The organism is Actinoplanes sp. NPDC051513 (assembly GCF_044454685.1).
Classification (GTDB): domain Bacteria; phylum Actinomycetota; class Actinomycetes; order Mycobacteriales; family Micromonosporaceae; genus Actinoplanes.
In genome coordinates this window covers 162,289-181,801 of sequence record NZ_JBITDW010000007.1, presented here as the reverse complement: position 1 = coordinate 181,801, position 19,513 = coordinate 162,289, and the positions used below count along the sequence as shown (strand labels likewise).

Annotated in this window: 18 protein-coding genes and 1 tRNA gene; 14 read left to right on the top strand and 5 right to left on the bottom strand. The window is 70.1% G+C overall.

Annotated features, from left to right (window positions below):
- Positions 1-248 precede the first annotated feature (248 nt).
- The 8 genes from ACIA5D_RS23830 to ACIA5D_RS23795 all read left to right on the top strand — a co-directional run bounded on the left by ACIA5D_RS23830 (position 249) and on the right by ACIA5D_RS23795 (position 8,909).
- Positions 249-938: a response regulator transcription factor gene (locus ACIA5D_RS23830; protein ID WP_396032360.1), complete on the top strand. Its 690-nt coding sequence runs from the start codon at positions 249-251 to the stop codon at positions 936-938.
- Positions 935-1,951, top strand: a complete 1,017-nt coding sequence (locus ACIA5D_RS23825; RefSeq protein WP_396032359.1) for an ATP-binding protein — start codon at positions 935-937, stop codon at positions 1,949-1,951. The genes ACIA5D_RS23830 and ACIA5D_RS23825 overlap by 4 nt, the downstream gene beginning before the upstream one ends.
- A 122-nt stretch (positions 1,952-2,073) precedes the next feature.
- Entirely contained in the window at positions 2,074-3,696 is a 1,623-nt protein-coding gene (locus ACIA5D_RS23820; protein ID WP_396032358.1) for a DUF4153 domain-containing protein, read from the top strand.
- A gap of 30 nt (positions 3,697-3,726) precedes the next feature.
- Positions 3,727-4,110: a hypothetical protein gene (locus ACIA5D_RS23815; protein WP_396032357.1), complete on the top strand. Its 384-nt coding sequence runs from the start codon at positions 3,727-3,729 to the stop codon at positions 4,108-4,110.
- Entirely contained in the window at positions 4,107-5,729 is a 1,623-nt protein-coding gene (locus ACIA5D_RS23810) for a cation acetate symporter (protein ID WP_396032356.1), read from the top strand. The genes ACIA5D_RS23815 and ACIA5D_RS23810 overlap by 4 nt, the downstream gene beginning before the upstream one ends.
- Before the next feature lie 82 nt (positions 5,730-5,811).
- Positions 5,812-6,474: a hypothetical protein gene (locus ACIA5D_RS23805; protein ID WP_396032355.1), complete on the top strand. Its 663-nt coding sequence runs from the start codon at positions 5,812-5,814 to the stop codon at positions 6,472-6,474.
- A 66-nt stretch (positions 6,475-6,540) separates the two neighbouring features.
- Positions 6,541-7,320 (top strand): ABC transporter ATP-binding protein, encoded by a 780-nt coding sequence (locus ACIA5D_RS23800; RefSeq protein ID WP_396032354.1) that lies wholly within the window; start codon positions 6,541-6,543, stop codon positions 7,318-7,320.
- A complete protein-coding gene (locus ACIA5D_RS23795; protein WP_396032353.1) occupies positions 7,311-8,909 on the top strand; it encodes an ABC transporter permease in 1,599 nt (532 codons plus the stop codon). The genes ACIA5D_RS23800 and ACIA5D_RS23795 overlap by 10 nt, the downstream gene beginning before the upstream one ends.
- On the opposite strand, the gene ACIA5D_RS23790 is transcribed toward ACIA5D_RS23795, so the two are convergent.
- The 3 genes from ACIA5D_RS23790 to ACIA5D_RS23780 form a co-directional block, all read right to left on the bottom strand.
- Complete coding sequence (locus ACIA5D_RS23790) at positions 8,900-9,235, bottom strand: VOC family protein (protein ID WP_396032352.1); 336 nt, start codon at positions 9,233-9,235, stop codon at positions 8,900-8,902. The genes ACIA5D_RS23795 and ACIA5D_RS23790 overlap by 10 nt on opposite strands.
- Positions 9,236-9,245: 10 nt before the next feature.
- Positions 9,246-9,497: a hypothetical protein gene (locus ACIA5D_RS23785; protein ID WP_396032351.1), complete on the bottom strand. Its 252-nt coding sequence runs from the start codon at positions 9,495-9,497 to the stop codon at positions 9,246-9,248.
- A 115-nt stretch (positions 9,498-9,612) separates the two neighbouring features.
- Positions 9,613-9,697 (bottom strand) — tRNA-Ser (locus ACIA5D_RS23780).
- Positions 9,698-9,915: 218 nt separating this feature from the next.
- Here ACIA5D_RS23780 and ACIA5D_RS23775 point away from each other — a divergent pair.
- The 5 genes from ACIA5D_RS23775 (at position 9,916) to ACIA5D_RS23755 (ending at position 16,478) form a co-directional block, all read left to right on the top strand.
- A complete protein-coding gene (locus ACIA5D_RS23775) occupies positions 9,916-11,778 on the top strand; it encodes a ricin-type beta-trefoil lectin domain protein (protein ID WP_396032350.1) in 1,863 nt (620 codons plus the stop codon).
- Positions 11,775-13,178, top strand: coding sequence for a ricin-type beta-trefoil lectin domain protein (locus tag ACIA5D_RS23770; protein ID WP_396032349.1), 1,404 nt, complete (start codon positions 11,775-11,777; stop codon positions 13,176-13,178). The genes ACIA5D_RS23775 and ACIA5D_RS23770 overlap by 4 nt, the downstream gene beginning before the upstream one ends.
- A gap of 186 nt (positions 13,179-13,364) precedes the next feature.
- A complete protein-coding gene (locus tag ACIA5D_RS23765; RefSeq protein ID WP_396032348.1) occupies positions 13,365-14,327 on the top strand; it encodes an NAD(P)H-quinone oxidoreductase in 963 nt (320 codons plus the stop codon).
- Positions 14,328-14,804: 477 nt separating this feature from the next.
- Positions 14,805-15,794 carry an NlpC/P60 family protein gene (locus ACIA5D_RS23760; RefSeq protein WP_396032347.1) on the top strand — a complete coding sequence of 330 codons (990 nt, stop codon included), beginning with the start codon at positions 14,805-14,807 and terminating at the stop codon, positions 15,792-15,794.
- Positions 15,795-15,836: 42 nt separating this feature from the next.
- Entirely contained in the window at positions 15,837-16,478 is a 642-nt protein-coding gene (locus tag ACIA5D_RS23755) for a GNAT family N-acetyltransferase (RefSeq protein ID WP_396032346.1), read from the top strand.
- A 4-nt stretch (positions 16,479-16,482) separates the two neighbouring features.
- Here the strand turns inward: ACIA5D_RS23755 and ACIA5D_RS23750 are convergent, their stop codons facing one another.
- Entirely contained in the window at positions 16,483-17,682 is a 1,200-nt protein-coding gene (locus tag ACIA5D_RS23750; protein ID WP_396032345.1) for an ATP-binding protein, read from the bottom strand.
- A gap of 302 nt (positions 17,683-17,984) precedes the next feature.
- On the opposite strand from ACIA5D_RS23750, the gene ACIA5D_RS23745 reads away from it, so the two are divergent.
- The gene (locus ACIA5D_RS23745; protein ID WP_396032344.1) at positions 17,985-18,515 is read left to right on the top strand and encodes a YbhB/YbcL family Raf kinase inhibitor-like protein; all 531 of its coding nucleotides are present in this window, start codon (positions 17,985-17,987) and stop codon (positions 18,513-18,515) included.
- Between the two features lie 81 nt (positions 18,516-18,596).
- On the opposite strand, the gene ACIA5D_RS23740 is transcribed toward ACIA5D_RS23745, so the two are convergent.
- The gene (locus ACIA5D_RS23740) at positions 18,597-19,310 is read right to left on the bottom strand and encodes a class I SAM-dependent methyltransferase (protein WP_396032343.1); all 714 of its coding nucleotides are present in this window, start codon (positions 19,308-19,310) and stop codon (positions 18,597-18,599) included.
- Positions 19,311-19,513 lie beyond the last annotated feature (203 nt).

Genomic DNA, 19,513 nt, shown 5'->3' with positions numbered 1-19,513 from the left:
CCGTTCGTGGGGGTGTCGGCCGTCACGTACGTCCACAGCGTTGTCCACAGGCCCGCAGGTTTCTCCACAGAGTTATCCACAGGGTGATCGGCCTCATCTCCACAGGTCGTTCACAAACTCGCCGCCCTGTCTGCACGGGTGATCTCTATGGTTCTCGCCGGAAGGCCGGCCGGTGAGCCACGGGGGCGCACCGGCGGCCTTGCCCACGCCCGGTTAGATGCTGGTGGGGCAAGCAGGAGGTGGCGGCGGTGGAGACAGCGCAGCGGCGGGTGCTCGTCGTGGAGGACGAGCGGACCATCGCCGACGCCTTGGCGGCCCGGCTGCGGGCCGAAGGGTTCGCGGTCGAGATGGCGGGGGACGGGCCGACGGCGGTCGACGCCGCGCGCCGGGTGCAGCCGGACGCGATCGTGCTGGACATCATGCTTCCCGGGTTCGACGGGCTCGAGGTGTGCCGGCGCATCCAGGCCGAGCGGCCGGTGCCGATCCTCATGCTCACCGCCCGCGACGACGAGACCGACCTGCTGGTGGGGCTGGCGGTGGGCGCGGACGACTACATGGTCAAACCGTTCTCGATGCGGGAGCTCGCGGCCCGGGTGCACGCGCTGCTGCGGCGGGCGGCCAAGAGCGCCCCGGCCCCGGCGGCGCCACCCACGCTGCGGTTCGGCGACCTCGAGATCAATCAGGCGGAGCGGCGGGTGCTGCGGGCCGGGGTCGAGGCGCACCTGACGCCGACCGAGTTCGACCTGCTCGTGCACCTGGCGGCGCACCCGCGGGCCGTGCTGCCGCGGGAGCGCCTGCTCGCCGACGTGTGGGGGTGGGCGGACGCGTCCGGCACCCGAACCGTCGACAGCCACATCAAGGGGCTGCGCCGTAAGCTCGGGCCCGACCTGATCCGCACGGTGCACGGGGTCGGCTACGCGCTGGAGGTGGAAAGATGATCCGGCTGCCGCTGCCCCGGCCGCTCGACCCGGTCCGGTCCATCAAAATCAAGATCGGGATGATCCTGATCGGGGCCGGCGCGGCGGGGATGGCCTGGTTCACGCTCTGGCTCGGCTGGTTCCCGCTCTGGACGTCCGTCACCGCAATCGTCGTCGCGCTGACCACGCTGCAATTTCTCGCGCACGGCATGACCTCGCCGCTGCGCGAGATGACCACGGCGGCGCGGGCGATGGCGCAGGGGGACTACAGCCGGCGGGTGCGGGCCACCTCGCAGGACGAGGTGGGCCAGCTGGCCGAGGCGTTCAACCAGATGGCGGCCGACCTGCAGGCGGCCGACCGGCAGCGGCGCGAGCTCATCGCGAACGTCTCGCACGAGTTGCGTACGCCGATCACGGCTCTTCAGGGTCTGCTCGAGAACATCGTCGACGGGGTGGCCAGCGCCGAGCCCGAGATGATGCAGACCGCGCTCACCCAGACCGAGCGGCTCGGCCGTCTGGTCACCGAGCTGCTCGACCTGTCGCGGGTGGACGCCGGGGTGGCGCCGCTGGCCCGCAACCCGATCGACGTGCGAGCCTTCCTCGATGACGTGGTCGCGGAGGCCCGGGTCAACGCGGCCGGCGCCGGCCGCGAGGTGCACTTCGAGATCAGCGCGCCGGCCGTGATCGTGACCGGCGACCGGGAACGGCTGCACCAGGTCTTCGCGAACCTGCTGGACAACGCGGCCCGGCACAGCCCGTCCGGCGGCACCGTGCTGGTGCGCGCCGAGCGCCGCGACAACCATCTGCTGCTCGCGGTGGCCGACGACGGCGTCGGCATCCCGCCGGCCGAGCGCGAGCGGGTCTTCGAGCGGTTCACCCGCGGCGAGCGGTCGGCCAGCGGCGGCACCGGGCTCGGCCTGGCGATCGCCCGCTGGGTGGTTCAGCTGCACCGCGGCACGATCGCCGTGGTCGACCCCGACCGCGACCGTCGCGGCTGCCACATCCAGGTGACGCTCCCGCTCCAGCCGGCCTGACCCCCAGATTCCGGTAACTGGCCGTTTGCGCGTAGCGCGCAAACGGGCTCGACGCTGCCCCGATCGGGCTCACTGCTACCTCGCTCCACCCATTGATGTCCGGAATATGGAGGTATGCACCCGTGGACAACCCCAAAGTCCAGGCGTACGACCCGACCCGGCCGGCCGGGCCGGCCAACCTGGTGCCGCCGGACCCGCTGCCCCGGCAACGGCCGCCCGGCCACCCGCCGGCCATCCACGGGCCGTGGCCGTCCCTCGCGCCCTGGGGACGTTACTGGTCGGGGGCCAGCCGCCCGGCCGGCGCTGCCACCGCCGTCGCGATCGCGACGGCCACCGTGGTCGCCGCGGTCAGCCTGCCGCTCGACCGGGCCGGTGTGGGCTGGCTGGTCACCGCGCTGGCCGGCACGGTCGCGCTGATCGTGGCCCGCGCGGTCCCGATCCGGCCGCTCCCCGGCGCGCCGCTGCCGCTGGTCACCCGGCCGCCGGTCCGCGTGGGCTGGGACGCGTACGCCTGGGGCGCCGCCACCGTGGCCCTGTTCGCGGTCGGCACGGTCCGCTCGGCCGGCTGGCTGTTCCTGCTCTGCCTGGCGACGGCGACGCTAACCGCGGCGCTCGCCCTCACCGGCGGCCGGTCGCTGCGCAGCATCGCGGTCGGCTACACGATGCCGGTCTTCGCCGCCTTCCGAGCGGTGCCCTGGCTGGCACAGGGCGCGGCCCGGTTGCGCCGCCCGGCCCGGGCCACCGCGAACGTGCGGGTCGCGGCCACCCTCGCGGTCTCGATCGCCCTGCTCACGGTCTTCGGCGCGCTGTTCGCCTCGGCCGACGCCGCGTTCGCCGAGGCGCTCTCCCGGCTCACCCCGAGCTTCGACGTGCCCACCGCGGTCCGCTGGGTCTTCATCTGCTGCGTCGCGCTGCCGGCGCTCGGCGGCGCCGCGTTCCTGCGCTCCGGCCCGCCCGACCTGTCGCGGCTGGACGCCACCGAGGGCCGCAAGGTCAACCGATTCGAATGGGCCGTGCCGCTCGGCCTGCTCGTGCTGCTGTTCGCCGCCTTCGTCGCGGTGCAGCTCACCGTCCTGTTCGGTGGCAACCGGCACGTGCTGGAGACCGACGGCCTGACCTACGCCGCCTACGCGCGTGGCGGGTTCTGGCAACTCTCCTTCGTCACCGGGCTCACGCTGGTCGTGCTGGCCTGCGCCGCTCGCTGGGCGCCCCGGGCGACCTCCGCCGACCGGGCGCTGTTCCGGGCGGTCCTCGGCGCACTGGCCGCCCTCACCCTGGTGATCGTCGGCTCGGCGCTGCACCGGATGAACCTGTACGCGGACACGTACGGCCTCACCCGGCTGCGGTTGCTGGTGGCCTGCTGCGAGGCGTGGTTCGGCCTGGTCCTGCTGCTGGTGCTGGCGGCCGGCGTACGCATCAAGGCTTCCTGGCTGCCGAGGGTCGCCATCGCCGCGGGGGTGCTGGCGTTGCTCGGTCTGGCCGCCGCGAACCCGGATCGGTTGATCGCCGAACACAACATCGAGCAGACCCGGACGGTGGACCTCGCCTACCTCGGCACCCTCTCGCCGGACGCGGTGCCGGGGTTGGACGGGCTCGACCCGGCGAGCCGCGAGTGCGTGCTCGGCCACATCGGGCTCTGGCTGAAGCTGCACCCGGACGACCGGCGCGGGTGGAACCTCGGGCGCGAGCGGGCCCGGGAGATCATTGCCAGGGATCTACCGGGTCCGGGCTGGCGCTGCTCTTGACATCCCGGCCAGGGTCGGAAGACTCCGGACATGAGCGGGGACGGGTCGCCGGAGCGTACGCGGGTGGTGCTGGGGGAGATCGCCGCCCGGCGCCGGCCCACCGACCGCACCCGCGTCGACCTCGCGGAGCAGACACCCGTCGGTGAGGCGCTGGTCAAGGGCCTGGTCCGCGCCCAGCTTGCGCTCGCCCTGCGCCTCGCGCTGGTGGTGGTGACCGGGCTGGGCGCGCTGCCGCTGCTGTTCGTGGCCGCGCCCGGCGTCGCCACCGTGAAGGTGCTCGGCGTCAACCTTCCGTGGGTCCTGCTCGGCGTGCTGTCGTTCCCGTTCCTGGTCGGCGTGGGCTGGGCGTACGTGCGCTGGGCGGAACGCAACGAGCAGGACTTCATCGCGCTGATCCGGAAGCCCGAGCAGTGAACCCGTACGTCGTCCCGGGTCTTGTTCTCGTGATCCTGGTGACCGTCGGCATCGGCGCGTATGGTCTGCGCTTCGCCCGCACCACCTCGGACTTCCTGGTCGCGTCCCGGTCGGTGAGCCCGTCCTGGAATGCGGCCGCGATCAGTGGCGAGTACCTGTCGGCGGCGTCGTTCCTCGGCGTGGCCGGGCTGATCCTGCGCTACGGCGTCGACGTGCTCTGGTACCCGGTCGGCTTCGCGGCCGGATACCTGGCGCTGCTGCTGTTCGTGGCCGCGCCGCTGCGCCGGTCGGGCGCGTTCACCCTGCCCGACTTCTGCCAGGTGCGGCTGCGCTCGCTCCTGCTGCGGCGGCTGGCCAGCGTGTTCGTCGTCTTCATCGGCTGCCTCTACCTGGTGCCGCAGCTGCAGGGCGCCGGGCTCACCTTCACGACGGTCACCGGCGGCTCGTACGTGTGGGGCGCGCTGCTGGTCGGCGCGGTGGTCACGGCGAACGTGGCGCTGGGCGGGATGCGGGCGATCACGTTTGTGCAGGCGTTCCAGTACTGGCTCAAGTTGACCGCTCTGGCCGTACCCGTGATCTTTCTTGCCCTGCAGTGGCAGTCGGACGGCCGCCCGACTGTCAACCCACCCGCCGGCGCCGTTTTTCCGGCCGCGACCGTGGTGGTCGTCGAGCAGAACTCGGTGATCGACGGCGTCGAGGTCCACAAGGGACAGGAGCTGCACTACGACCAGGGCGACCCGGTGCCGCAGGTCAGCACCGTCGACGCGCGCTTCGGGCCGGACTGGCTGCTGCCGGGCGGCGATCGGAGCCTGTTCGCCACCTACTCGCTGATCCTCGCCACTTTCCTCGGCACGATGGGTTTGCCGCATGTGCTGGTTCGCTTCTACACGAACCCCGACGGCGCCTCGGCGCGACGAACCACGCTGGTCGTGCTCGCGCTCGTGGGCCTGTTCTACCTGCTCCCGACGCTGTACGGAGTGCTCGGCCGGATCTATACGCCGCAACTGCTGATGACCGGGCACACCGACGCGGTCGTGCTTACGCTGCCCGAGGCGGCGCTCGGCGGCGGCCATCTCGGCCGGCTGCTCGGCGCGCTGGTCACCGCGGGCGCGCTCGCCGCCTTCCTCTCCACCTCGTCGGGGCTGCTCACCAGCGTGGCCGGCGTGGTCTTCACCGACGTGCTGCGGGCCGGGCGCAGCGGCTCGGTGCGCGACTTCCGGATGGCGACGCTGCTGGCCGCGATCGTGCCGGTCACGCTGTCGCTCTACGTCTCCAACATGGACGTGTCGCGGGTGGTGGGGCTGGCGTTCGCGGTGGCGGCGTCGAGCTTCTGTCCGCTGCTGGTGCTCGGCATCTGGTGGCGCGGGCTGACCGACTTGGGCGCGGCGGCGGGCATCCTGATCGGGGGCGGCGCGTCGATGGCGGCCGTGCTGATCACCGTGCTCGGGCCGCCGCTGAGCGGGTGGCCGGCCCAGCTGATCGGGCAGCCGGCGGCCTGGACCGTTCCGCTGGCGTTCCTGGTGATGGTGATCGGCTCGCTGGTGACCAGCCGCCGCGTGCCGCACGACGTGGGCGCGACCATGCTGCGGCTGCACGCTCCGGAGTCGTTGCGCATTTAAGGATGTTTAAGGTCCGACCCCCAAACCTTCGCGTACGGGCGCCGCGTACTCAACGGCAGCCACCGAGCAAAGGAGCGGGTTCATGAAGCGGTACCGGCGGAACAACATGTCCGGGCGTACGCGGAAGCTGCTGATCGGCGGGGTCGCGCTCGCGATCGCCGGCGGGGCCTTCGCGATCAGCACCGGGGTGAGCAGCGCCGGCGAGAACTGTGTCGGGCTCGACCAGGCGCTGCGGCAGAACCTGCAGTTCATCGCGGGGCAGCGGGCGAACCCGGACGCGCTCTCGGATGCGCGGATCGCGAACCGGCAGGCGGTGGTCGACCTGATCAACCAGCGGCGGCAGGTGGCGGGTTGCAACGCGAACGTGGCTGCTGAGGTGCCGGGCGCCGCCGCTCCCGCCAAGCCGGCCGCTCCCGCCAAGCCGGCCGCTCCCGCCAAGCCGGCCGCTCCCGCGACGAAGCCGCCGGCGAACGGAGGCAACGCGGGCACCGGCGCGGGCGAGGTCGTTTGCAAGGGCTCGACCGTCACGCTCTCCGGCGAGGCCGGCGCGCCCTTCGCGTCCAGCGGCACCTTCCCGATCGGCACGGTCCTCAAGGTGACGAACCTGGACAACAACAAGAGCATCACCGTCAAGGTGGCCACGCCCTCGGGCAGCTGCGTCCTGCTCAACAACGCGGCGTTCGAGCAGGTCCGCGAGCCGGGCAAGTTCCTGATCCGGCGGGCCGTCATCGAGCGGGTGGGGTGAGGGGGTTACCCGCTCGGAGCCGCCAGCTCCCTCCCGGAGCTGGCGGCTGACCGCTACCGTCGGGTCATGACGGTGCCGGCGCAACGCGGGGAAGAGCAGGCGGCGGCCATGTCGCTGCGGGGCCTGGTCAAGCGGTTCGACACCAAGCTCGCGGTCTCGGGCGTCAGTCTCGATGTGCCGGCCGGCTCGTTCTACGGCCTCCTCGGCCCCAACGGGGCCGGCAAGACCACGACGTTGTCGATGGCCGTCGGCCTCCTACGGCCCGATGAGGGTCGCGCTGTCCTGCTCGGGTACGACGTCTGGGCCGATCCCGCGGCGGCGAAAGCACGGCTCGGCGTTCTCCCCGACGGCGTACGCCTCTTCGACCGTCTCACCGGCTCCGAGCTGCTGGCCTATCACGGGCTGCTCCGGGGGATGGACGCGGCGACCGTCGACCAACGTGCCCGCGAGCTGCTCGACGTGCTCGAGCTCGGCGTCGGCAACCGCACGCTGGTGGTCGACTACTCGGCCGGCATGAAGAAGAAGATCGGCCTGGCCTGCGCGCTGCTGCACGGCCCGCGCCTGCTCGTGCTGGACGAGCCGTTCGAGGCCGTCGATCCCGTCTCGGCCGCGCTGATCCGCGACATCCTCCAGCGCTTCGTCGCCGGCGGCGGCACCGTGGTCTTCTCCAGCCACGTCATGGAGGTGGTCGAGCGCCTCTGCGACCACGTGGCGATCCTCTCCGACGGTGTTCTCCGGCTGCACGGCACGCTCGCCCAGGTGCGCGGCGACCGCTCGCTGGAAGAGGTGTTCGTGCAGGTCGTCGGCGGCCGGGTCGCGACCGGTTCGGAACTGGCGTGGTTGTGACCGGGTCTCCCGGCACTCTGCCTTTCGTCCGGCTCAAGCTGCGGCTGATCGCCAACGGGCTGCGCGGCCGCCCGGCTCGCGTCGCCATGTTCGTGGTCGGCGTGCTGCTCTCGGGCTTCTTCGCGATCTGCGGCTACGCCATCTTCGCGATCCCCGGCCTGGCCGACGACGCGCACGCGGCCGGCATCCTGTTGCCGCTCGGCGGCGCGGTCATCGTGCTCGGCTGGCTGTTCCTGCCGCTCGTCTTCTTCGGCGTCGACGAGTCGCTCGACCCGGCCCGCTTCGCCCTGCTGCCGCTGCGCAACCGCACGCTGATCAAGGGCCTGTTCGCGGCCGCGCTCATCGGGCTGCCCGCGGTGGCCACGCTCGTCGCCACGGCCGGCATGGTGCAGACCACGGCCCGGCTCGGCGGCCCGGTCGCGGCCCTCGGTCAGCTCGTCGGCATCGTCTGCGGCCTGCTGCTCTGCGTCGCCGTGAGCCGGTCGGTGACCAGCGCGTTCGCGACGGCGCTGCGCTCGCGGCGGTCCCGTGACCTGGCGGCGATCGCGCTCGCGCTGCTCGCGGCGGCGATCGGTCCGCTGCAGCTGGCCGCCCTGGCCAGTGCCGAACGCGCGAACTGGGACACCGTGGCGACGGTCGCCGACGTGATCGGGTGGACACCGCTCGGTTCCCCGTACACGATCGGTTTGGATATCGCCGCGGGGCATGCGTGGACCGCACCGCTGAAGTTGGTCATCACCCTCGCCGCCATCGGCGGCCTGCTCTGGTGGTGGAGCACCACCCTCGAGAACGCGATGCTCGGTACGGCGGCCGAGGGCGGACGCCGCGCGACCAGCACCGACCGCACGCCCGTCGACCTGCTGCTGCTCCGGAGGTTGCCGCAGACCCGGTTCGGCGCGCTGGTGTCCCGCGAGGTGCGGTACTGGTGGCGCGAGACGCGGCGGCGCGCCAGCCTGATCACCTTCTCGATGGCCGGCCTGTTCCTGCCGGTGAGCCTCACGATCAGCTCGGGCTCGCCCGGCAGCATGGTCATCTTTGTCGGCGGGCTGGCCGCTCTCGCGCTGGCCAACCAGTTCGGCTTCGACGGCAGCGCCTACGCCGCGAACGTCACCGCCGGCGTCCCCGGCCGCGTCGAGATCAACTCACGCGCGACGGCCCACGCGATCTACACGATCCCGTTGTTCGTGGTGGTGGCGGTCCTGGTGGGCGTGCTCTCCGGGGATCCTGCTCGGATTCCGAGCGCTTTCGGGCTGCTGATCGCCGCCTACGGGGTGGGGCTCGGGCTGGTGCTGCCGGCGTCGGTGCGGGCCGCGTACGCCTTCCCCCAGTCGACGAACCCGTTCGCGATGTCGTCGGGCGGCGGCCCGGCGAAGGGCCTGCTCGCCTTCGGGGTGCTGTTCGGGTCGGTGGTGGTCAGCCTGCCGCTGCAGATCGTGGCGCTGCTGCTCGGCGACGTGTGGTTGTGGATCGGGCTGCCGGTGGGCATCGCGTACGGGGCGGCGGCGTACCTGATCGGGTCGGGTGTCGCGGCCGACCTGCTGGACAAGCGCATGCCGGAGTTGCTCGCGGCGGTCTCGCCTCAGCGCTGACCCTTGGTCATGTCGAGGATGCAGATCGGGTTGCCGAACGGGTCGTCGAGGACGGCGCACCAACCTATGGCGATCTCGAAAGGGGCTGTCCTTATCGCGTGCTGCCATTTCTGGGCAGCGGCGCGGACGTCATCGACCAGGTAGTGGGTGGAATACTCGAGATCGGTGGTGTGCAGGACGATCTCGGCGTCGGTCTCGGGCATCGCCATGCCCACCGACGTCTCGTCCCGCCACAGTGGTCGCAGGCCGAGGGCTTCGGCGTAAAACGCGACCCCGGCATCGAGGTCGTCGACCCGGACCATGACGCAGTCAATCTTCCGCAGCACCCGTCGCATGTTAGTCGGCGGTGGTGGCCTGTTCGGGCTCGGCTTCTTCGCCTTCGTGGACCGGTGAGGAGGTGAGCAGTTCGACCTCCCAGTGCTCGACCAGCCCTTCGTCCTCGTCCTCGGCCTCGAGGTAGCTGCGTACCCGAACGCCGAGGCCGAGCCGATTCGCGGCCCGCAGATGCTCCGTCACGTCTTCGATACTGGTCAGGTAGTACGTCGCGATGACGGCGGGCTGCTCGGTGGCCTCGTAGAGATCAGTCACGGCACCAGGGTAAGAGGCACGACCGCTGATCGGCGACTTGAGGCGGCGAAGCGGCTTCGACCCCGACGACCGGTGCTTGTCCCAGGTCGGCGGGGTTTCTGCTGTCTGGGTTGAGCGGAGGGCGTGGGATTCGAACCCACGATGAGTTTCCCCATACCGGTTTTCAAGACCGGCGCCATCGGCCACTAGGCGAGCCCTCCCGGCGCTGCGCTCCCAGTGTGCCAGACCAGATCACGGGGCTTGTCAGGCCCTCTCGACCGAAACTTATATTAAGACCTTTAACAGGCATCTGAGCTGCACAAACAACCCCTCCGCGGCAACACTTGCCCATTGACAAGGCATCGATGCGAGTGTTTATTGTTCAGTGTCCTTACCAATCCCGGCCAAGGCCCCCACCTCCGGCAAGGGAGATCCCCGCATGTCCATCCCCATCAGACCCCAGAGATTTGCCCTGGCCACGACGGCGCTGCTGGTCGCCGGCGTCGTGGCCGCACCGCAGCAGGCATTCGCGGCGGGCGAGACCGTCAACGTGTACCTGACCACGACCAGCGACTCCGGCGGCCGGACCGTCACCCGCGGACTCCAGCAGCAGACGCCGATCGCGTTCGCGAGCAGCAGCGGTAGCGCGAACCAGACGATCACCGTCAACGAGAACACGACCTACCAGCCGTTCGAAGGCGCCGGCGCGTCGATGACCGACACCGCCGCCTTCGACATCAAGGGCAGTGGCGCGCTGTCGGCCGCCACGCAGAACGACGTCATGACCAAGCTGTTCAGCAACAGCGGAGGCATCGGCGTCAGCGCGCTGCGCAACGTCATCGGGTCGTCCGACCTGGCGCAGAACAGCTATTCGTACGACAACACCTGCTGCGACGTGAACGACTTCTCGCTCTCGCGGGACGCCGACATTCTGGCGCTGACCAAGCAGGCGTACGGATTGAACTCTTCGATGTTCGTCATGGCCTCGCCATGGTCGGCGCCGCCGTGGATGAAGGACAACAACGCGTACAGCCAAGGCTTTCTGCAGTCGCAGTACTACCCGGCCTACGCCCAGTACTTCGTGAAGTACATCCAGGGGTATCAGTCGCAGGGCGTGCCGATCCGGTACGTGACCGAGCAGAACGAGCCCACCTGCTGCGCCGGCTACCCGTCGATGCAGTGGAACACCTCGGGGCTGCAGTACTTCGCCAAGACGAACCTGTTGCCGGCACTGCAAAGCGCGGGGCTGAGCACGAAGCTGCTGGTCGGGGACTGGAACTTCGACACGTACGCGACATGGGTTGCGCCTTTGCTGGCCGACACCGCAATCCGTAACCACCCCAACTTCGGGGGCATCGCGTGGCACGACTACGCGGGCTCGCCGTCGACCGCGACCACGGTGCACAACCAGTACCCGTCGGTGAACGCGTACATGACCGAGCACTCGGGCGGCACCTGGGTGGGCAACCAGCAGGCCGACGACATGGGCGACCTCATCGACTACTTCCGCAACTGGGGTCGTAGCTGGACGAAGTGGTCGCTGGCCGTGGACGAGGCGATGGGCCCGCACAATGGCGGCTGCGGCACCTGCACCGGCCTGGTCACCGTGCACCGCAACGACAGCCGGCGTGGGCAGGTCGACTACACCATCGAGTACTACACGATGGGCCACCTCACGAAATTCGTGAAACCCGGCGCCGTACGCATCGACTCGAGCGCCAACGGCACGGTCCCCAACGTCGCCTTCAAGAACAGCGACGGGTCGAAGGCGCTGATCGCCTACAACACCAGCGGAAGCACCCAGTCGGTCAAGGTCAACTGGGGTGGGCAGTCGTTCACCTACTCCCTGCCGACCAAGACCTCCGCGACGTTCACCTGGAGCGGCTCCCCAAGCTCAGGCGGAGGTTCCGGCGACAAAGCGGGCACGATCACCGGTCTCGGCGGCAAGTGCCTCGACGTCACCAACGGCTCGACGACCAACGGCAATCAGCCGCAGCTGTGGGACTGCACCGCGGGCAACGCCAACCAGCAGTGGACGGTCGGCGCCGACGGCACCATCCGCGGTCTCGGCAAGTGCCTCGACGTGGTCGGCAACTCCACCTCGGACGGTGCGGCCGTACACCTGTGGGACTGCATCTCGACGGTCGCCACGCAGAAGTGGACCGCCTCCGGCGGCACCCTGATCAACTCCGCGTCCGGCAAGTGCCTGGACGTCAAGGACAACAACACCGCCAACGGGGCGACGCTGCAGATCTGGAGCTGCACCGGCGCCGCCAATCAGAGATGGACGGTTCCGGCATGAAGCGCACGCTCGCCATCCTCACCGGGGTCGCGGTCGTCGCGACCATGAGCATCCTCGGCATCACCAACGCGTCGGCGGCCAGCGCCGGGACCATCGTGAGCTCGCTCAACGGCAAGTGTCTCGACGTGACCGGCGGCTCGACCGCGAACGGCAACCAGCCGCAGCTGTGGGACTGCACCGCGGGCAACGCCAACCAGGTGTGGACGCTCGCCGACAACGGCTCGATCCAGGGCCGCGGCAAGTGCCTCGACGTCGCCAACAACTCGACCGCGAACGGCGGGGTCGTACACCTCTGGGATTGTTTCGACACCGTGGCCACGCAGAAGTGGAGCCTCACGGCAGCCGGTGACCTGGTCAACGGCGCGTCCGGCAAGTGCCTCGACGTCAAGGACAACAACACGGCCAACGGCGCGAAACTGCAGATCTGGACGTGTACGGGTACGCCGAACCAGAAGTGGACCTTCGGTGGGGGCTCGACGCCGCCGACCACGCCGCCCACCACCCCGCCGTCGTCGGGCGGGCCGGGCGCCAAGGCGGTCGCGCCGTACTACTACACCGGGTGGGGCAACCCGCCGAACCTGACCACGGTCACTCAGTCGACCGGGGTCAAGTGGTTCACGATGGCGTTCATGCTGAACAGCGGCAACTGCGACCCGAAGTGGGACGGCAGCCGGGCGCTGACCGGCGGACAGGACCAGACCGCGATCAACACCATCCGGGCCAATGGCGGCGACGTGGTCATCTCGTTCGGCGGGGCCGCCGGCCCTTGGCTCGAGCATTACTGCACGAGCGCGTCGGCGCTGGCCGCGGCCTATCAGAAGGTCATCAACGCGTACGGGTTGAAGGCCATCGACATCGACATCGAGGGCACCCCGTACAACACCCCGGCCGACCAGCAGAAGACGGTCGACGCGCTGAAGACGATCAAGGCCAACAACCCCGGCCTGACCATCTACGTCACGCTCGGCAGCTACACGACCGGGCCGGACGCCTCGCTGATCAACCGGGCGGCCGCGGCCGGGCTGGTGATCGACGGTTGGGGGATCATGACCTTCGACTGGGGTAGCACGGGCAACAACCAGGGCGCGCTGACGATCCAGGCGGCGGATGGGCTGAAGAACCGGCTCAAGACGGCGTACGGCTGGTCGGACGCCGACGCGTACAAACACGTCGGCATCTCGTCGATGAACGGCATCACCGATGAGAACGCGGTGGTCACCCTGGCGGACATGCAGACCATCACGGCGTACGCGCAGCAGCACACGATCGCGCGGCTCACGTTCTGGTCGCTGAACCGGGACCGGCAGTGCTCGGGTGGATATCCGAACGACGACACGTGCAGTGGCGTGGCGCAGTCGGCCTATCAGTACACGAAGATCATCGGCGCCTACAAGGGCTGATCTCCCAGGTCAGGGGGCTCGCGAGCAGCGGTGGGCGCTGCTCGCGGGCCCTCCTCGTCTTTGTCACAGGAGCGCCTGTGTCGATGTGGGAGACGGGCTCCGGCGTGGCCCAGCGGCCAGACGGCAACTGGACCTCGCCTCGCTCCGGCCCCCACATCGACACAGGCGCTAGGGCAAGCTAGTCCCATGCAAGCGATCGTGATCGAAGACAAGCGGCTGGTTCTGCGCGAGGTGCCCGACCCGGTGGCCGGCGAGGGCGAGGTGGTCGTCGACGTGACGGCGGCCGGGGTCAACCGGGCCGACGTGTCCCAGCGCCAGGGCTTCTATCCGCCCCCGCCGGGCGCCTCGGCATATCCGGGGCTCGAGTGCGCCGGCGTGATCAGCTCGGTCGGGCCGGGCGTCGCCGGCCATCACGTGGGTTCACGTGTCGCGGCGCTGCTGGCCGGCGGCGGGTATGCCGAAAAGGTCGCTATCCCGGCCGGCCAGTTGCTGCCCGTGCCGACCGGGCTGTCGCTGCAGGAATCGGCCGCGTTGCCCGAGGTCTCCTGCACGGTCTGGTCCAACATCGTCGACGTCGCCCGCCTCCGCAAGGGCGAGACGCTGCTGGTGCACGGCGGCGGCAGCGGCATCGGAACGTTCGCGATCCAGCTGGGCAAGGCGCTCGGCGCGACCGTCGTGGCCACGGCCCGCGCGTCGAAACACGACCGGCTGCGGGCGCTCGGCGCCGGCCACGTCATCGACTACACGACCGACGATTTCGTGGCGGCCACAAAGGACTTCACCGGCGGGCGCGGGGCCGACGTGGTGCTCGACATCATGGGCGCGAAATACCTGGCCCGCAACGTCGAGGTGCTCGCGCCCGACGGGCGGATCGCCGTGATCGGCATGCAGGGCGGCCGCAAGGGCGAACTCGACCTCGGCCTGCTCATGGCCAAGCGCGGGCGCATCGCGGCGACCGGGCTGCGCGCCCGGCAGCTCGACGACAAGGCGCGCATCGTGGCGGGCGTCCGGCGCGAGGTCTGGCCGCTGGTCGAGGCCGGCGCCATTAAGCCGATCATCCACACCACGCTGCCGCTCGCGGCGGCGCAGGAGGCGCACGACCTGATGGAGTCGAGCGACCACCTGGGCAAGATCGTGCTGCTGCCGTGAGGCGAGCTCAGGGGGAACGTAGCACTATCGGGTGTATCGAGTGGGAGTTTATGCGGCGATAGGTCCGGTATGCGGCGCGACGGCGGTGCCCAGGCGCCGTCGACGGTCATGGGCGAGCGTATGCGATCGCGGAGCGGGCCGTGGCCGTTCCGGGTGCGCTGGGGGCGGACGCAGAGCTGGGGGCGGACGCAGCGCTGGGGAGGGCGGTGCCGGCGGGAGCGACCGTGCGGGGAGTGCTGCCGTTCGACGTGCCGGTGGGTGAGCATCTCGTGGCGTTGCTCGTGCACGAGTCGGCGGGCAGTCGAGGGGCTCGAGTCGCCCTTTCGTGAGTGGCGTCGGCCCGGCGACACGCCCGAAGTGGGTGGCAATTTTTAAATCGAAAGGCGGCTATTTACAGCTCAAAACGCATTCCTTTCCTCGATTGTGCGAGGGTGATTGTGCGAATTCGGCCGCGGGGGATTCGGTTTGTGTGTTGGCATGGTCGACGGAAATGACGAGTTGTCCGGGTTCCCATTGCCGTCCATCGACCGGCGGCGCAGGGCGGGGCTGAACGTTATGCCGTGCTGTTGGGATTCGCGCGAGTGCCCCGGGCCGATATCGGAGGCAACGCTGCACCGTCCGTCCGCGTGCCGTGCGCTGACCGCCGGCGCCATCGCGCTGGCCGTTGTCACGCCGGCCCTAGATACTGTCGAGCAGGCCAGTGCCGCCCTGCCGGCCACCCCGGTCACCAGTGAACCGGCGAGTCGGGCGAACCAGCCCGGCGGCGGCGCCCGTCTCGACCCCGAGTCGGCCTTCGCCACGCGATCCCAGCTCGCCGAGCGCGCCTCCCGCGCGACGCGGACGAGGGTCACCGGGCCGGCCGGGACGACGAGCCTGTCCAGGGCGACGAGCCTGTCCAGGGCGACGAGCCTGTCCAGGGCCGCGACCCGCCGCGCCGGGGGCCGTGCTCCGGGCGTACGCGAAAATGTCGCACCCGCATCGAGGCGCACCACCCGCCTCACCACCCGCCCGGCCCGCGTTGCCGAGCAGGACGCGCAGCGGCTGGTGAGGCGCCTGATCAAGATCAAGAGGGATCGAGTTGCCCGGGTCGTCACCCGGCGGGGCGCCGTGCCCCGCGCTCAGCGCGTGATGCGCCTCGGCGACATGACCGCGGTGGTCGCGTACGCCCGCTCGCAGCTCGGCAAGAGCTACGTGAGCGGCGGCGAGGGGCCGGGCGGCTTCGACTGCTCCGGCTTCACCAAGACCGCCTACGCCCGGATCGGCATCCGCCTGCCGCACTCCTCCGGCGCTCAGGCCGCCCGCGCCCGCCGCATCTCGCGCAGCCAGGCCCGCCCGGGCGATCTGGTCGTCGGTCCGGGGCACGTCGGCATCTACATGGGCCGCGGGATGATGATCGACGCGGGCAACCATCGCACCGGCGTCGTGTATCGCAAACTCTATTCCGGGCTCAGGGTGGAGCGCCTGTAAATGCTTTGATCGATGTCGCGGCAGCCATGGACAATCGCGCTCATGATTGCCGATCAATGGCCGCTGTTCGGCCTTGTGCTGCGCACTCCGCGTCTCGAATTGCGACTGCCGGGTCTGGAACTCCTCGCCGAGTTGGCCGAGTTGGCCAAGGGCGGCGTGCACGACCCGGCGGTGCAGCCGTTCGTCGCGGAATGGACCGACGCGCCGCCGGAGCGGGTCGCCGCCGGCGTGCTCCAGTGGAGTTGGAACGCGTGGGCGCGGTGGCAGCCGGAAGGCTGGTCGCTCGGCCTGGTCGCGATCGCCGGCGGCCGGGTGGTGGGCACGCAGGCCATCGAGGCGAGCCGGTTCGCCGACCTGCGTGAGGTCGGCACCGGCTCGTGGCTGGGCCGCGCCGAGCACGGGAAGGGCTACGGCACCGAGATGCGGGCGGCCGTGCTCGAGCTCGCGTTCACCGGGCTGGGCGCGCAGTTCGCGACGTCGGAGGCGTTCGAGGACAACCACGCGTCGTACGCGGTGTCGCGCAAGCTCGGCTACGCCGGCGACGGCATCTCCCGGCACGTGATCCGGGGCGCGCCGCTGATCAGCCGCCGCCTGCGGCTGGACCGCGCCGGGTGGGAGGCGGCCCGCACGATCCCTGTGACGATCGAGGGCCTGGAGCCCTGCCTGCCGATGTTCGGGATCTGAGCGATCAACGGTTCGGGAGGATCAGCCGGACCGTGGTGCCGATGCCCGGCTCGCTCTCGAGGTGCACGCTGCCGTGATGGGCTTCGATGATCGATTTGACGATCGCCAGGCCCAGTCCCGGTCCCTGTACGGCCATCACGTCGGCCGACGCGCAGCGGTAGAAGCGGTCGAAGATGTGCGGCAGGTCCTCCTCGGCTATGCCCATCCCGTTGTCGGTGATGATCAGCGAGGGCTCGTCGTCGGCCGCGGAGTCGACGGTGATCTCGCCGCCGGGGCCGGTGAACTTGATCGCGTTGACCACGAGGTGGTTGAGGGCCTGGTGCAGGCGCTTGGCGTCGCCCCGGGCCGGCACCGGTCCGCTCGTGTGGTCGCGCAGCTCGACGTGTTTGTGCTCGGCGAGCGGTCGGCACCCGGTGGTGACCTGGTGGACGAGGTTGGCCAGGTCGAGCTCGACGACGTCCAGCTCCATGCCCTCCTCGGTGAGCCGGGCGACCAGCAGCAGCTCGTCGATCAGGCGCAGCAGCCGGTCGGAGTTGCGGGCCATGACCGACAGGAAGCGTCGCGAGGTCTCGCCGTCGAAATCGCCCTCGAGCAGCATCTCCAGGCATCCGCGGACGGTGGACAGCGGCGTGCGCAGCTCGTGGCTCACCGTGGCCAGGAACGAGTCCTTCATCCGGTCGAGCTGACGCATCCGGTCGGCGATCTCGCCGGCGTGCCGGGCGTACCGGCGTAGCTCCAGCTGCACGGCGGCGTGCCGGGCCAGGCTGCGCAGGGCCCGTCGTTGCGCCTCGGTGAGCACACGCGGCTTGCTGTCGACGACACAGACCGTGCCGACCGAGTACGTGCCGTCGAGCACCACCGGCGCGCCCGCGTAGAAGCGGATGCCGCCCTCGGCCATGTACGGGTTGTCGGCGGACCGGGGATCCAGCGACGTGTCCGGGATCTCGAGCAGCTCATGGCCGTTGATCGCGTGCGCGCACAGCGACACGTCGCGGTGCGCCTCGGAGACGTCCAGGCCGACCTTGGCCTTGAACCACTGCCGGTCGGTGTCGACGAGGCTGACCAGGCCCACCGGCGTACCGCAGATCTCCGAGGCGAGCAGCGCGATGTCGTCGAAGTCTTCCTCGGGCGCGGTGTCGAGGACCCCGGCGTCGTGCAGCGCGGCGAGCCGCTCCGGCTCATCGACGGGCACGGGGGCTCTCATGCCCAAATGCTCTCATTCCGGACGGGTTGCGACCGGAGGTTCCGGATACAGCAGTCGGCACCCGCCACCGGGCGGGTGCCGACTTGCTGACCGCGAATTCGGCGATCTATCGCCATCGGGCACGGGGATCTCAGCCGCACGCACCCGATCGGATGTCAGACAGAAGCATCGCCCTGTAGTCATGGATGTCTACGCACCGCCTGTGCGGCTCCCCGATCGGGTGACCTCAGGACGACCGGTTACTCTCGGCTTGGTTTGGGAAAGCGGAGAAGGTTTTCACCATCTCGCCGGAGGACATCGCCATGAGTCTCGACCGCCCGGTCGCCCCGGATCCGTACGATCACCTGCCCCCGGTCCCGTCCTTCACGGTGACCAGCGCGGACATGACGGACGGACAGCCGCTCGACGACATGTTCACGCACCCGAGCGTGGGCGGAAAGAATGTGTCACCCCAGCTGGCGTGGTCGGGCTTCCCGGCCGAGACCCGCGGCTTCGTGGTGACCTGCTTCGACCCCGACGCGCCGACCGGCAGCGGCTTCTGGCACTGGTTGGTCGTCAATCTGCCGGCCACCGTCACCGAGCTCGAGCGCGGCGTCGACCCGCTGCCCGGCGGCGCGTTCTGCGTGCGCAACGACTACGGCGAGCGCAACTACGGTGGGTCCGCGCCGCCGCCCGGCGACCGCCCCCACCGGTACGTGTTCGCGGTGCACGCGCTCGACGTCGACAAGCTCGAGGTCGGCCCGGACGCCTCGCCGGCGTACGTCGGCTTCAACCTCGCCTTCCACACGCTGGCCCGCGGCACCATCCGCCCGATCTACCAGGTCAAGGGCTGAGACCAGGCAACGCCAAAGGCCGCCGGTGAGAACCGGCGGCCTTTGTTGTCCCGCGTTGAAGTGTCCGTCAGGTGAGGCCGGTCAGGCCTGGGTGCGTGCCACCACGAAGACGGACTGCCCGAACGGCGGCTTCGCGATCTGCTCGGCGAACTTGGTCGCCGGCAGCACGACGGAGTCGTACACCTTGACCATCGGGCCCTCCTTGGGCGCCAGCTTGAAGATGCTGGTCGCCGTGTAGTACCCGATCAGGCCGAGCGCGTTGGCGTAGTGCAGCTTCTCGATCTGCAGGCCCGCCTCGCTCATCGCGGCGCGCATCGACTTCTTGGTGTAGCGGCGGATGTGGCCGGTGGCGACGTCGACCGGGCTCATGGCGAACATGAACGCCGGGACGATCAGGATGATCCGGCCACCCGGGCGGACGAGCTCGCCCATGCTGCGCAGCGCGCCGACGTGGTCCTCGATGTGCTCGAGCACGTTGTACGACACGGCGGCGCTGTACTCGCCGTTCGCGTCGGCGGCCGGCAGCAGCATCTGCCGTACGTCGATGTTCGGGTGGTCGGCCATGCGCTCCTTGAGCAGCACGAGCCGGTCGGGGTCGGCTTCGGTCGCCGTGAACCGCGGAAGGTGCTCAGCCCACTCGATCGCGTAGTCGCCGAGACCGCTGCCGATCTCGATCGGGTTGTCTCCCAGGTACGGGAGCGCGAGCTCGACGAACCACCGACGGTGGTTCACGGCCGTGGCGAGGCCTTCGAGCACTTCGGACTGGATCCGCTGGTCTCCAGTGATGTCTGCCATAAGTAAGGTTCCCTCGTCTTGCCGATCGAAGCTGACAGCGGGACCGAACGAGTTAACCATCCAGGGCCCGGAACCGAAAGTTGAGCGGCAGCGGGCCCCGCATTATTTGCCTGATTGAGACATAGGTGGGCGGGGTACTGGGGTTGGTTGGCGAGCGTGCGGGCCGACCTGCGGATGCCCGGAATACAACGTTCATATCGGCT

What these genes read in the sequence shown, in the direction of transcription:
- ACIA5D_RS23825 (WP_396032359.1), top strand. Translation starts at nt 935, where the DNA reads ATGATCCGGCTGCCGCTGCCCCGGCCGCTCGACCCGGTCCGGTCCATC.
- ACIA5D_RS23815 (WP_396032357.1), top strand. Translation starts at nt 3,727, where the DNA reads ATGAGCGGGGACGGGTCGCCGGAGCGTACGCGGGTGGTGCTGGGGGAG.
- ACIA5D_RS23805 (WP_396032355.1), top strand. Translation starts at nt 5,812, where the DNA reads ATGAAGCGGTACCGGCGGAACAACATGTCCGGGCGTACGCGGAAGCTG.
- ACIA5D_RS23800 (WP_396032354.1), top strand. Translation starts at nt 6,541, where the DNA reads ATGACGGTGCCGGCGCAACGCGGGGAAGAGCAGGCGGCGGCCATGTCG.
- ACIA5D_RS23775 (WP_396032350.1), top strand. Translation starts at nt 9,916, where the DNA reads ATGTCCATCCCCATCAGACCCCAGAGATTTGCCCTGGCCACGACGGCG.
- ACIA5D_RS23770 (WP_396032349.1), top strand. Translation starts at nt 11,775, where the DNA reads ATGAAGCGCACGCTCGCCATCCTCACCGGGGTCGCGGTCGTCGCGACC.
- ACIA5D_RS23765 (WP_396032348.1), top strand. Translation starts at nt 13,365, where the DNA reads ATGCAAGCGATCGTGATCGAAGACAAGCGGCTGGTTCTGCGCGAGGTG.
- ACIA5D_RS23760 (WP_396032347.1), top strand. Translation starts at nt 14,805, where the DNA reads ATGGTCGACGGAAATGACGAGTTGTCCGGGTTCCCATTGCCGTCCATC.
- ACIA5D_RS23755 (WP_396032346.1), top strand. Translation starts at nt 15,837, where the DNA reads ATGATTGCCGATCAATGGCCGCTGTTCGGCCTTGTGCTGCGCACTCCG.
- ACIA5D_RS23750 (WP_396032345.1), bottom strand. Translation starts at nt 17,682, where the DNA reads ATGAGAGCCCCCGTGCCCGTCGATGAGCCGGAGCGGCTCGCCGCGCTG.
- ACIA5D_RS23745 (WP_396032344.1), top strand. Translation starts at nt 17,985, where the DNA reads ATGAGTCTCGACCGCCCGGTCGCCCCGGATCCGTACGATCACCTGCCC.
- ACIA5D_RS23740 (WP_396032343.1), bottom strand. Translation starts at nt 19,310, where the DNA reads ATGGCAGACATCACTGGAGACCAGCGGATCCAGTCCGAAGTGCTCGAA.